This is a genomic window from Daejeonella rubra, assembly GCF_900103545.1.
In the GTDB taxonomy this organism is placed as follows: Bacteria; Bacteroidota; Bacteroidia; order Sphingobacteriales; family Sphingobacteriaceae; genus Daejeonella; species Daejeonella rubra.
In genome coordinates this window covers 72,374-85,817 of record NZ_FNHH01000002.1, presented here as the reverse complement: position 1 = coordinate 85,817, position 13,444 = coordinate 72,374, and the positions used below count along the sequence as shown (strand labels likewise).

The window sequence follows — 13,444 nt, the reverse complement described above, 5'->3', positions numbered from 1 at the left end:
TAGTTGGTTAGTTGGTTAGTAAACACTAACATACTCCACTTTCCGTTATTAAAGCTCTTTTACAGCCTTCTTAAACTGGTTTCCCCTGTCTTCATAATTTTTAAACAGGTCGAAACTTGCACAGGCAGGCGATAAGAGTACCGTATTTCCTTTTGTCGCTAAATGATAGGCGATCTGTACCGCCTCGTTTGCTGAAAATGTATTTACGATCACTTCCACATCATCTTCAAATGCTTCATGAATTCGCTTATTATCCTTACCAAGACAGACAATAGCTTTCACTTTCGATTTTACCAGATCTTTAAGCATGTCATAATCATTGCCTTTATCCACCCCACCAAGGATAAGAACAACTTCTCCCGGCATACTTTCAAGCGCATACCAGGTAGAATTCACATTAGTAGCCTTAGAATCATTGATAAAATCAATTCCGGAGATACGAGCCACATGTTCAAGCCTGTGCTCAATGTTTGTAAAACTTCCCATGCTCTCGCGAATGGTTTCATTTCTTAATTCAAGCACTTTTGCAACTATGCCCGAAGCCATAGAATTGTAAATGTTGTGCTTGCCCTGAAGAGCTAGATCTTTAATTGACATAGTAAATGATTCTTGGTTTTTGTGGTGTAGGTTAATTATGATCTGGTCATCCTGCAAATAGGCTCCATTATCAAGAGCTTTCTCAATGGAAAACGGATAGGTATCGGCGTTGATCTGATGTTTTAAAAGTCCCTTCTGAATTTCCGCATCATCGGCACAATAAATAAATACATCTCCCGGCTTTTGATTTTGAATGATCCTGAATTTGGAATCAGCATAATTCTCCATTTTATAGTCGTACCTGTCTAAATGATCAGGTGTAATATTCAGTAATACAGCAATATCAGCCCTGAACTGATACATATTATCAAGCATAAAGCTGCTGATCTCCAAAACATAGAAATCAAAATTTTCGAATGCTACCTGCCGTGCAAAGCTCTTGCCAATATTCCCGGCAAGGCCTATATTCAGCCCTGCGTTCTTCAGGATATGGTAGGTCAGCATTGTAGTTGTCGACTTTCCGTTGGAACCCGTAATACAGATCATCTTTGCATTGGAGTAACGCCCTGCAAACTCGATTTCAGATAGAATTGGAATGTTCTTTTCTGTCAATTTCTTAATGATCGGTGCCTTATCAGGAATTCCCGGACTCTTTACAACCTCGGAGGCTTTTAAAATACGTTCTTCAGAATGGCCATTTTCTTCAAATGAGATAGCAGCATTCTCCAGGTCTTTCTTATAGTGATCCGCAATAGGACCAAAATCTGAAACGAACACTTCAAAACCTTCCTTCTGCGCCAATAAGGCTGCACCAACTCCGCTTTCGCCGGCTCCAAGAATAACTATATATCTCTTTTCGCCCATTACCTTAGCTTTAAAGTCACAATGGTTAAAATAGCCAGCATAATTCCAACGATCCAGAACCGGGTTACGATCTTGGCCTCATGATATCCTTTTTTCTGATAATGATGGTGCAGTGGCGACATCAGAAAAATACGGCGTCCTTCTCCGAACTTCTTTTTTGTGTATTTAAAATAAGAGACCTGCATGATCACCGAAAGATTCTCAACCAGGAATACTCCGCATAGCACAGGGATAAGGAGTTCCTTCCTGATCATGATCGCAAAAGCAGCGATGATCCCACCGATAGCGAGGCTACCGGTATCTCCCATAAATACCTGGGCAGGATAAGAGTTATACCATAAAAATCCTACACAAGCTCCTACAAAGGCACCAGCAAAGATCACCAGCTCTCCTGAATAGGGGATGTACATAATATTGAGGTAATCGGCGAAAATGGTATTTCCCGAAACATAAGCCAGTATGGCCAGCGTAATACCAATTATAGCCGATGTGCCTGTTGCTAATCCATCGATGCCATCCGTGAGATTTGCACCATTTGAAACCGCTGTGACAATAACGATAACAAACAGCAGGAAAACAACTAATGAATACTTCTCATATTGATCGCCAAAAACAGTAAGTACCTTGGCATAGTCAAACTCATTATCCTTATAAAAAGGCACATTGGTAATGGTTGACTTAATGTCCTGAGTATAATAATATTGCTCACCACGTTTATGAACATCCAGTGGAGCCTGTACTTTCGCAGGCAATATAACCTGCTCTCTTACAACAATATCCGGATGAAAATACATAGTCCAGCCAATGATCAGGGCTAATCCAACCTGGCCCATGATCTTAAAACGACCGGCGAGGCCTTCTTTATCTTTTTTAAATACCTTGATATAATCATCAACAAATCCTATAGCCCCCATCCAAACTGTGGTAATAAGCATTAGAATTATATAAATATTATCAATACGGGCCAGCAAAAGGGTTGGCGCCAGAATCCCAAGAAGAATGATCAAGCCACCCATTGTTGGAGTTCCTTGTTTCTGCATCTGGCCTTCCAAACCAAGGTTCCTTACTGACTCCCCAACTTGTTTGGCACGCAATATCCTGATCAGACGGCTGCCATAAACGGTAGTCAGAATGAGTGATAAGATCACAGCCATGCCGGTACGGAATGATATAAACTGGAACAACCCTGCTCCGGGAATATCATATTGCTTATCAAGCCAGGTAAATAAGTAGTACAACATTAGCTTACCAGATTTAAAAATTCAGTTAATATTTCTTTATCATCAAATGGAAGCTTAACGCCTCCGATATCCTGATATTTTTCATGCCCTTTACCAGCCACCACAATGATATCGCCTGGTTTTGCCAGATGGCAAGCTGTCCGGATCGCTTCTTTTCTGTCGGTAATAGAAAGTGCTTTTCTCTTATTCTGGGGCATTACTCCTGCCTCCATATCTCTGATTATCTGCTCAGGGACTTCAGTTCGTGGATTATCAGAGGTAAGAATTACTTTATTACTCCAATCGCAGGCCACCTGTGCCATAATAGGACGCTTTGTTTTATCTCTGTCGCCACCGCAACCAATGACCGTAATAACCTGCTCAGTACCTTTGCGGATATCCTGAATAGTGCTTAACACATTCTGAACCGCATCCGGTGTATGCGCATAGTCAACAATACCTATGATACCAGAAGGTGATATCATATAATCGAACCTTCCTTCAGCACCACTTAAGCGACTGAGAGAGGTCAATACCTTTAATCTGTCTTGTTCAAGCAAAAGTGCTGCGGCATAAACAGCAAGTAAATTATAGGCATTGAAACTGCCGACCATTTTAAACCAGACCTCTTCATTCTCAATATTCAGCAGTAAACCACTGAAATGGTTTTCGATGATCTTTGCTTTAAAATCAGCAATATTCTTCAGTCCGTAGGTTTTTTTATGCGCCTTAGTATTCTGAAGCATCACCATCCCGTTTTTATCATCCACATTGGTCAGTGCAAATGCTTTATTATCAAGTCTGTCAAAAAATCCTTTTTTAGCCTTTAAATAGGAATCGAATGTTTTATGGAAATCAAGATGATCATGCGTCAGATTGGTAAATATTCCACCTGCAAATTCAAGTCCTTCAGTTCTTGATTGTGCAACAGCATGCGAACTAACTTCCATGAAGCAATAATCGCATCCACTTTCCACCATATCACTTAAGAGACGGTTTAATGCTACCGGATCAGGAGTGGTATGAGTTGCAGGAATGATCAGATCATTTATCTGATTCTGAACTGTTGAAAGCAATCCAGTTTTATAACCCAGATCCCGGAACAATTGAAAAAGAAGAGTAGCAATGGTTGTTTTTCCATTGGTACCCGTAACCCCTACCAATTTTAGTTTTGCTGAAGGCTTATTGTAAAAATTGGATGCGATGATACCTAAAGCCTTTGCTGAATTCTCAACCAGGAAATAACTAATATTCTCCCTGATATTTAAAGGAAGCTCTTCACACAGAATGGCTGCAGCCCCAAGATCTATCGCTTTTTCGATAAAGGCATGTCCGTCAGATTCTGTGCCACGAACAGCAACAAACAATACACCAGGTGCTGCCTTCCTGGAATCAAAGCATATAGCCTCAACCTCCAATTCAGTAGAGCCAATTACCTTTTTAAGGGATACTCCATACAACAAGTCCTTGAGTATGTTCATCATTCAAGTTCTAAAATAATCGGTTCACCTTTTGCAAACCGTGTTCCGGCAAGCAATGACTGCTTAACCACTCTTCCGCTTCCGCGAACCAGGGTTTTCAAGCCAGAATTACCCAAAACATACAATGCATCTTTTAAGCCCATCCCGCTCACATCCGGAACTGAACCTTCAATGAGCTTTACTTCCTTATTTGCAATTCCGTTATTTGTATCCACCATCACATAATCAGAATTTGCGGCAAATAAAGCCTTGATTCCGAATGCTTTATAAACGTTTTGTGTTGCTTTCTTCTCTCCAGTTTTAGACTCAGGCATTTTTAAGTTTCCTGCAAACTTCTGATCCTTCAATGCATCATACATGTTCACATCACTGGCATAAACACGGTCGGCGATCTCACGGAAAACCGGACCTGCAACGGAAGCTGCATAATAGGTTCCTTTACGAGGATTATTAACCACCACGATCAGGGAGTATTTTGGATTATCAGCGGGGAAATATCCGCAAAACGATGCCTGATATTTTTTGTCTACGCGATAACCCTTATTGGCATCAGCAACCTGAGCTGTACCGGTCTTTCCTGCAATCCGATATAAAGGTGAAGCAATACCTTTGCCTGTTCCTTCAGTCACAACACCTTCCAGAAGGGCTTGAGCCTTTTTAATAGTTTTATCTGAAACGATCTTTTCATTGATCACACGAGCCCTGAACTGTTCAACAGTATTTCCGAGTCGCCTGATCTCACGAACGAAAATGGGAGCGATATACCTTCCATCATTTGCAACCGCATTATAAAAAGCAAGCATTTGTAATGGCGTGATCTGCATTTCATAGCCATAAGCCATCTGCGGAAGGGTTTGTTTTTTATTCCAGCTCCTGTTCTCAGGATTTTTTATGACAGGCTGCCCCTCTCCGGGAATCTGTAGCATCAGCTTTTTGTTGAGCCCCCATTCGTAAAGGTGTTCTGAAAATTTTCCCTGATCATTCTGATAAGCGGCATTGATCATTTTGGCAATAGCCACGTTCGAAGACTCCTCAAAGGCTTTTTTAACGGTAACTGTACCGATACCCCCATGAGAATCACGAATGGTATGACCCGGAATACGATAGGTTCCATCGCCGGTTGCTACCATTGAATTTGTATCAACCTTATTATCTTCAAGTAATGAAAGGTAGGATGCTAGTTTGAAGGTTGAACCCGGATCCTGACTTGCAGCGATCGCATAATTAAACTGTTCCTCGTATTCACCGGTTCTAACTTTACTGAAGTTTGCAACCGCCCGAATTTCACCCGTTGCGACTTCCATAAGGATCACACAACCATGATCAGCATCGCTGGTGATCAATTGCTTTTTCAATGCTCTTTGGGCAACATCCTGCATATTGATATCGATGGTGGAAATAATATCAGCACCCTCTTTTGGGGCAATTTCAATATCCTGATTCACAGGCATCCAAACACCGCCGGCAATACGCTGCATCATTCTTTTACCGCTTTCACCGTCTATATAAGCACTATAAGCACCTTCCAGGCCAACAGGCTGCACATTTTTATTCTTATAGCCAATGGTACGTTTTGCAAGGGACTGGAATGGCAGGATCCGCTTATTTTGCTGAACAGATATTAGTCCCCCTTTATAACGCCCAAGATTAAAAATTGGAAACTTACGGATCGCTTTTAACTCCTGATGAGTAACGTCCCTTTTGAGGAGCATGTAACGTGCTTTATCTTCACGTGCCTCACGAAGCATCCTTGAATATTGCTTTTTTGATTTATCGCCAAAAAAAACGGATAGCTTGGCAGCAAGAGAATCGACCTTTTCATAAAAAACATCATCCTTTTCAATACCTCCTGCAAGCATGTCCATCCTGACTTCGTACTCCGGCACTGAAGTAGCAAGCAGGCTGCCATCAATAGAATAGATATTTCCGCGGGCAGCTTCCACATTAGCAAAACGGGTAGAAAGGCTGTCGGCCATTGCTCTCCATTTTTCACCTTCCGCAAACTGGACATGGAATAATTTAAAAAGTACCGCAAAGGCCAAAAGCACGATCAAGCCAAAGGCGATGTACACTCGGAGCAATATGTCGGTTCTTATATTCACTGGTTGTTGGTTAGTTGTTGGTTGGTTAGTTGGTTAGTTGCCCGTTATCAGTTATCTGTTATCTGAAGAAATACTGCTGATTTCAAATTAGCACTTCCTCATCTTGGCTCTTTGTTCCTGGTTCCTGGTTCAATTGGTCTTTTGTCAGTTATTTAAATTCTCCTTCGGTTATTACAATTTTTTTAGGTGGTTCATTGGGTTCCAATAAGCCAAGAGTATCCACCTCTTTGGCTACTTCAGTCTGTGTGCTTTTTAACATCAGATCGGCTTTTAATGTTTTAAAATCCCAGCTCAACTCTTTGACTTCCTTGCCAAGCTTATCAATATCACGAATGTTATTCTCAGCAAAATGACGGTTGCCAATATAGATCATCCCTAAAAAAGCAATGAAGATGATAAAGGGCAACATATCTGTAGCTGCCTGCTTCGATATCACACCTTCGGTAAACATCAGGGTAAAGAAATTCCGAGGAATTTCTGCCTTTTCATTTACCTCCGGAAGAATCCCATCTTCAACCTGAGATTCAATCTCTTCGTCTGTTTTATTGCTCCTAAATTGGTTACTCATATATCAAGCTTAAAAGCCTAATTTTTTACTGCTATTCTCAGTTTCGCACTCCGTGCACGGTTATTCTGCTGGATTTCCTCTTCCGAGGCTACAATTGCCTTACGCGTTAAACTTTCAAGAGGCTTGATCTGATTTCCGAAGAAATCTTTTTCAACTTCACCATGAAATTTACCCTTGGCAATAAAATTCTTTACCAGCCTATCTTCTAATGAATGATAGGACATCACTACTAATCTGCCACCCGGTTTCAAAACATCGACTGATTGCTCTAAAAACTCTTTCAAAGCCTCTAATTCCTGATTAACTTCAATTCTAAGGGCTTGAAAAACCTGAGCCAGGTATTTATTTTCTTTCCCTTTCGGGATTAATTTTGCGATTGCGAACTTCAGTTCATCCACAGTATTGATCGGCTTATTCAGTCGCTGAGTAACCAGGGTATTGGCCAAAGTTTTGGCATTTTTGATCTCCCCATAGATTCCAAAAATACGGTGCAGCTGCTCTTCGCTGTAATTATTGACGATCTGTTTAGCAGTAAGTGAACCGGCCTGATCCATACGCATATCCAGATCTGCATCAAAGCGAATAGAGAACCCCCGTTCTGGCTGATCAAACTGATGTGATGACACACCCAGATCAGCCAGAATACCATCTGCAGAAATGGCGCCCTGCAAACGGCAATTATTTTTGAGGTAGCGGAAGTTCTGATCAATAAAGGTCAATCGATCATCTTTGGGTAAATTCTTCTGTGCGTCTGCATCCTGGTCAAATGCAAGCAGGCGGCCTTTGGGACCTAAATGTTTTAATATTTCGCGGGAATGGCCTCCACCCCCAAATGTTACGTCAACGTATACCCCGTCTGGTTTGATATTCAGGCCTTCCATGCATTCCTGCAGCATCACGGGATTGTGATAGTCAGTCATGAGCCCCCCTTCTTCCTGCATTTCCCATCACCTCTTCGGCAAGATTGGCAAAATTTTCAGGTTCACTATCCAGCTGATTATCGTAAGCCTCTTTGGCCCAGACTTCAATTTTATTCAATACACAGGAAAGAACCACCTCTGTGGTGATACCTGCATAATCCATTAATACCTTAGGGAGAAGAATACGATTTGCGGAATCTAATGTTAAGTCGGTCGCGCCACGGGTAAAATAGCGAATAAATTCACGGCTTTTCTTTTCATAAGCATTCAATTTACTCAGCTCTTCCGTGATGGTATCCCATTCCTTTTTAGTGTAAATAACCAGATGTTTCTCGAAGCCACGATTGATCACAAGTCCTTCACGCTCAGCTTCGGGAAGCTGTTTCTTCAGGCTGGATGGTACCATCATCCGGCCTTTAGCATCAAGTTTACAATCAAATTCTCCTAAAAAATGGGACATTATCGGTTTTTACTCTTTAATTCAATTGTAAAAGTAAATAACTTACCACTTTTTACCACTATCTCCCACAAAAAAAGTTTTCCACAGTTTTCAGGGTTAATTTTCTCCCACATAGCGGATAATCAGGGGTTTGGCTTAGAGGGGATAATCATCGATTGAAGTGCTTTTGGTTGTGTCAGGGTTATTCATAGGGTGAAACGCCAAAGCATGGAGAGATCAGGTGATATATTATACCTGCCATAAATACTTTATTCGCGAGCCAGACTCACTCCTGAAACAAATCAGCTAAAACTTTGTCGAATGGAAATACATCAGAATAAATCCTGATAGCAAAAAATAACCCGGGAGAATTTATGAAAGCCGCAATCTTTAAAAAATATGGTCCACCTGAAGTACTTCATATTGAAGAGGTAAAGAAACCTGTGCCAAATAAAAATCAAGTCCTGATCAGAAACTATTCAACTTCTGTGAACTCTGCCGACTGGAGATTACGCAAGCCCGACCCTTTTGCTGTCCGGCTTGTCTTTGGATTGTTCAATCCAAAAAAGAGCAAACAAATTTTGGGTGGTGTATTTGCCGGCATTGTGGAAGAGCTCGGCAGCAAAGTTACAGGCTTCAAAGCCGGCGACAGGGTATTTGGAATGACAGGGATGGCAATGGGCACCTATGCTGAATATGTATGTGTCGCTGAGAATAGTCCGATTGGTTTGATTCCACCTAATTTCAATTTCTGTGAAGCTGCGTCTATTCCATTTGGTGCTACCACTTCTCTTCATTTTTTACGAAAGGCCAATATTCAAAAGGGACAAAGTATCTTGATTTATGGAGCCTCAGGTGCATTGGGTACCGCTGCCATACAACTGGCAAAATATTTTGGCGCTGAAGTTACTGCAGTTTGCAGTGCCTCCAATAAAGCTCTTGTTAAGGCAATTGGAGCAGATCATCATATTGATTATACTCAGGAAACTTTTAAATTGGGAAGCAAACGTTACGATATAGTTTTTGAAACAGTAAACAAACAGTCTTTTGCGGATAGCATTAAGTGCCTGAAAGAGAAGGGCATATTGATCCTGGGCTCGGCAGGAATTTCGGAAACTCTTCAGGGCATTCTCAGCAATATCAGCGGCAAGCACAAAGTCATCTCGGGCTTAGCCATGGAAAAACCTGAAGAAATCAGGTATATACAGAACTTAATGGCAGATGGACATCTCCATGCGGTCATTGACAGGATCTATAGCCTTGAGGAAATTGCTGACGCTCACCGCTATGTGGAAGCCGGACATAAAAAAGGAAATGTAGTTGTGGAAATCGGAGAGCAGCTATAGAAGAAAGTGCTGCACTACTCAGAAATTTTATCCTGAAGTTTTTATTTTTGCTCCGGGTTGAAATTCTTTTCCGGCGGATTATTTCAATGTTAAAAAGTGTATTAAACTGATTGAACGAATAGAAAATGAATTATAATAATAAGATATTCAGACCTGTTTATTCCACAGAAAACGGCGAGACATCTGAAGAAACAATTTTCCATTACAAACAAAACGGACCGATACTTAGCTGCGAATATTTTGGCTTGTCAATCATTAAAGGTCATTTAATTGGCCTTGTTGATCAAAATGGAAATATTGACATGAGTTACCACCAGATCAATAACAAAAACGAAATCATGACAGGTGTCTGTACATCTAAACCGGAAATACTTTCAAATGGAAAAATCAGACTACATGAAAATTGGCAGTGGACCTCGGGTGATCGATCAAAAGGCCAATCAATATTAGAGGAACAATAAATTAAAATCTGCCAGGAATAAATATAGCAATTTTGAAAAACAAAAATATTAAATGTCAACCTATCATATTTTAAACGGCGATTGCCTTGCAGTGCAATTAAGAGATACAAAAATCAATCAGGACTTTATTGTTTGCAGAGAATGTCTGATTGAGGGACCACTAATTGCAGAGAATCCTGATGATTTTTGGGATGTCAGGGCAAAATTTATTTCAGATTATTTTAATGTTTCCACAGCAGAATATTACAGTAAAACAGTAACAGAATTGCAAAAAATAGATGCACTGCCTGATTACTCTGAAGTCTGTCTTTGGTTTGAAAACGACTTGTTTTGTCAGACTAATATGTGGTTTACCATCTCAATTCTTTCAAAGAAGCCAGGTCTCAAACTTTTCAGAGTTTTTCCAACTATTGAAAGCAAAGCTGACCGTTGGAAAGGTTTTGGAGGATCAACCTCCGAAAGACTTGAGCAAAGCTTTAGTACAAAAATTCAATTTTCACCCGATGATATTGAATCAGGAAAGAATTTATGGATCGCTTATCAAAATGGCGACTTAAAAAAATTGCATGAACTATCTAAAACTCAATCCAACTGCTTTGAATATTTGGAGGAGGTTTGTCAGGCTCATAGCGACAGGTTTCCATCCGATCATGCATTAGGCAGACCAGAAAGGGTGGTATCAGAATTAATAAACACCTACTCAAAGGAATTTCAGGAAGTTTTTTCCGCATTTTCTGAAAGAGAAGGCATTTATGGTTTTGGAGATCTGCAGGTAAAAAACATGTATGACAAACTAATGCAACAGCACTAAAAAACATTCAGCAATTCTATAGTTTATCAATTTTATGCTATCAGAGATAAATACTTAAGAAACAAGCTGTTTGCCTTTTACTTTTAGTCAAAGCCAGTATTTTTAAGATTTTATTTACTCAGAATATTAACCTGTTCTTTACAAATTGTCAGCAGAAATTGAAAATAAATTTGCGAAGCTAATTGATTGCGCATATATTAGCAACCGATTAGTTTCACAATTTGAGCCAGATAAAGATGAGAAGAGATATATTTCAGGCAATTGCAGACCCCACAAGGCGGGCAATCATTGGATTGATAGCCTTACAGGCTTTAACACCCAATGCAATTGCTGAACATTTCGACACAAGCAGACAAGCAATCTCCAAACATTTAAAAATATTAACTGAGTGCAAACTGATAAAACAAGAGCAGCAAGGCAGAGAGATCTATTACCAGCTTGAAGTCAATAAAATGAAAGAAATTGACCAATGGCTGGAGCAATTTAAAAAGATCTGGGAAGAACGCTTTAACGAACTCGACTATGTATTATTAACTCTTAAAAAAGACAAACATGAGCCACAATCCAGCGTTTGACTTTTCCGTGGACAAGGAAAACAACACCATTACGATCAAAAGAGAATTTGCAGCAGAACTTCCACTGGTATGGGATGCTTACACTAAAAGCGAGATCATGGACCTCTGGTGGGCACCAAAACCCTGGAAAACTAAAACCAAAAGCCAGGATTTCAGAGAAGGCGGGCACTGGCACTATGCCATGGTTGGACCGGAAGGGGAAATACATTGGTGCTGGGCAGATTATCTTAAAATTCATCCGCAAAAGCATTACAATGGATTGGACGGATTTGCAGATGAAGCTGGTAACATCAATAAAGAATTACCTCAGTCGGCCTGGGGTGTTGACTTTACCAACCGGGGCGAAAAGACACTGGTAAATTATGTCATTACTTTCCCCGATCTGGCACAACTGGAAACAACCCTGCAAATGGGCTTTAAAGAAGGAATGACTTTGGCAATGGAAAATCTGGATGAGTATTTTTCCGGCTCAAGGCCGGAATGACAAGCGGCTCAAGGCCGGAATGACATGCGGATCAGGTCCGAAATGACGGAATGTTGCCTATTAAAGATTGAATCAATCAAATAACAATTGTGTCTTCCCGAAACCTGCCCTTCAGCAGGTGAGGGACCTTCGTGAATGGATACGCATAATTGGCTAGTATAAAGTTACTATCCTGTGTTCGGCATAACATCCAGCGACAGACAGGTATAGGCTCTGATTAGAACTCAGAAGAAGCCCATATTAACCTGAGAAATTAGGTTAAACGAAAAGTCTGAAATAAATTCTACTTTCATAAAATGAAAATCAAGCTGTTATTACTGTTTGTTCTCCTTTCAACTTCCACATTAGCACAAAAGGTTCAAAAAAATTACTGGAAAGATGAGATTCCCAGGAAACCTAAAGGTATTTGGGAATTCTATGATGCAAAAGGAGAATTAGAACAAACTTATGATTTTACAGGAGATAGCTTAGTCTATCAAAAGCAAGTAAAAAAATCAGAAACATTTAAACATCAGGTAATTACAGGCTCAGATACCATCCTAACCAAGCTGGATTCCTTTCCTATTTTAATCGGAGGTCCGGCAACTGTGGGCAAAACATTCCGTGAATACCTCAAATACCCTCCGGAAGCCAGAGAATATCGAATTCAGGGAACCGTTTGGATTTCTTTTTTAATTGATGATCAGGGAAAAGCATCGAATTATAAAATAACTAAGGGAATTGGAGGTGGCTGTGATGAAATGGCACTTAGCACTGTAAAATCAATCCCTGACAGATGGATCCCAGGTATGCTGAACGGCAAAAAGGTGAATGTTATTCATACAATACCAGTTTTATTCAGGTTACAATGACAAAGAACAGTCAGGGAATTTAACGATCATTGTCTCTGTTTTACACAAGAAGTTAATTCAATGGGGTTTCCCAGGACTACTTATTTATAATAGATTAGAGATATTTAATCTAAAGCTAAGCCTTGCTGCAGGAGTTCTGATCAATGGGATTCTTGAGAAATTCTTGCCAGATTATTGATACTGGAATAAATCATTCTTTACATGAGAAATGTTTGAAATTGCTTTATTTCTGTTGAATGATTTCGCATTAGAGCAACTATTTCAACAAAAAGAGTATCCAACTTGTTGAAATAAAAGAAAATCCTGGCTAAATTCAATTTTAAGAAAAGCCAATATGACTTCGAAATATTCAAAAATATCCTACCTTTTAGCGATAATTTCAGGCTTCATTATACCCCTGACAGCGGGAATTGAACCTTTTCCGATCCCTCTTGTCCTTTTCTGCTTATTAGTAGCAGGAGCATTCGGATTTTTTTGGCCTGGAGAATCCTGGCGCTGGGGTATATGGATCGTTGGGCCATCATTTTGCCTGACGATTTTAAGCATTGCATTTGCAGGTCAAGTGGAAATATTTATCAAAAAAGATCTGCCGGTATTTCTTATTGCAATAGTGCCTGTTTTTTTAGGAAGTTTTGTTTTTGCTTTGATCTCAAACAGGCAAACAACGAAAATTTGAGGTTTCAGGTTAATAATTTTAAGCGTTTCAATTCAAAGGAAACCTGATTATACATGATAAATAATTCTATTATTAAAAAAAACAGGTCTATAACTGTTATACCGGGCCA

The 13,444-nt window shown here is 40.0% G+C and carries 14 protein-coding genes; 7 read left to right on the top strand and 7 right to left on the bottom strand.

Going from position 1 to position 13,444, the window contains the following annotated elements; translation table 11 throughout:
• Positions 1–48 precede the first annotated feature (48 nt).
• The 7 genes from murD to mraZ form a co-directional block, all read right to left on the bottom strand.
• A complete protein-coding gene (gene murD / locus BLR27_RS01870; protein WP_090698675.1) occupies positions 49–1,401 on the bottom strand; it encodes a UDP-N-acetylmuramoyl-L-alanine--D-glutamate ligase in 1,353 nt (450 codons plus the stop codon).
• A complete protein-coding gene (gene mraY / locus BLR27_RS01865) occupies positions 1,401–2,642 on the bottom strand; it encodes a phospho-N-acetylmuramoyl-pentapeptide-transferase (protein ID WP_090698672.1) in 1,242 nt (413 codons plus the stop codon). The genes murD and mraY overlap by 1 nt, the downstream gene beginning before the upstream one ends.
• On the bottom strand, positions 2,642–4,105 hold the full coding sequence (locus BLR27_RS01860; RefSeq protein ID WP_407641174.1) for a UDP-N-acetylmuramoyl-L-alanyl-D-glutamate--2,6-diaminopimelate ligase: 1,464 nt from the start codon (positions 4,103–4,105) through the stop codon (positions 2,642–2,644). The genes mraY and BLR27_RS01860 overlap by 1 nt, the downstream gene beginning before the upstream one ends.
• A complete protein-coding gene (locus tag BLR27_RS01855; protein ID WP_090698667.1) occupies positions 4,102–6,204 on the bottom strand; it encodes a penicillin-binding protein in 2,103 nt (700 codons plus the stop codon). The genes BLR27_RS01860 and BLR27_RS01855 overlap by 4 nt, the downstream gene beginning before the upstream one ends.
• A gap of 148 nt (positions 6,205–6,352) precedes the next feature.
• On the bottom strand, positions 6,353–6,772 hold the full coding sequence (locus BLR27_RS01850) for an FtsL-like putative cell division protein (RefSeq protein WP_090698664.1): 420 nt from the start codon (positions 6,770–6,772) through the stop codon (positions 6,353–6,355).
• A 17-nt stretch (positions 6,773–6,789) separates the two neighbouring features.
• Positions 6,790–7,692: a 16S rRNA (cytosine(1402)-N(4))-methyltransferase RsmH gene (gene rsmH, locus BLR27_RS01845; RefSeq protein WP_090699326.1), complete on the bottom strand. Its 903-nt coding sequence runs from the start codon at positions 7,690–7,692 to the stop codon at positions 6,790–6,792.
• Positions 7,685–8,152, bottom strand: coding sequence for a division/cell wall cluster transcriptional repressor MraZ (mraZ, locus tag BLR27_RS01840; protein ID WP_090698660.1), 468 nt, complete (start codon positions 8,150–8,152; stop codon positions 7,685–7,687). Before mraZ ends, rsmH begins: the two co-directional genes overlap by 8 nt.
• Before the next feature lie 353 nt (positions 8,153–8,505).
• On the opposite strand from mraZ, the gene BLR27_RS01835 reads away from it, so the two are divergent.
• The 7 genes from BLR27_RS01835 to BLR27_RS01805 all read left to right on the top strand — a co-directional run bounded on the left by BLR27_RS01835 (position 8,506) and on the right by BLR27_RS01805 (position 13,335).
• A complete protein-coding gene (locus tag BLR27_RS01835; RefSeq protein ID WP_090698655.1) occupies positions 8,506–9,477 on the top strand; it encodes an NAD(P)-dependent alcohol dehydrogenase in 972 nt (323 codons plus the stop codon).
• Positions 9,478–9,602: 125 nt separating this feature from the next.
• The gene (locus BLR27_RS01830) at positions 9,603–9,938 is read left to right on the top strand and encodes a n-acetylglutamate synthase (protein ID WP_090698652.1); all 336 of its coding nucleotides are present in this window, start codon (positions 9,603–9,605) and stop codon (positions 9,936–9,938) included.
• A gap of 52 nt (positions 9,939–9,990) precedes the next feature.
• Positions 9,991–10,749, top strand: coding sequence for a DUF1835 domain-containing protein (locus BLR27_RS01825; protein ID WP_090698648.1), 759 nt, complete (start codon positions 9,991–9,993; stop codon positions 10,747–10,749).
• Between the two features lie 236 nt (positions 10,750–10,985).
• A complete protein-coding gene (locus BLR27_RS01820) occupies positions 10,986–11,324 on the top strand; it encodes an ArsR/SmtB family transcription factor (RefSeq protein WP_090698644.1) in 339 nt (112 codons plus the stop codon).
• Entirely contained in the window at positions 11,302–11,808 is a 507-nt protein-coding gene (locus tag BLR27_RS01815; RefSeq protein ID WP_090698640.1) for an SRPBCC family protein, read from the top strand. The genes BLR27_RS01820 and BLR27_RS01815 overlap by 23 nt, the downstream gene beginning before the upstream one ends.
• A gap of 296 nt (positions 11,809–12,104) precedes the next feature.
• Positions 12,105–12,659, top strand: a complete 555-nt coding sequence (locus BLR27_RS01810) for an energy transducer TonB (RefSeq protein ID WP_090698636.1) — start codon at positions 12,105–12,107, stop codon at positions 12,657–12,659.
• Positions 12,660–12,993: 334 nt separating this feature from the next.
• A complete protein-coding gene (locus BLR27_RS01805; RefSeq protein WP_090698631.1) occupies positions 12,994–13,335 on the top strand; it encodes a hypothetical protein in 342 nt (113 codons plus the stop codon).
• Positions 13,336–13,444: the final 109 nt, after the last annotated feature.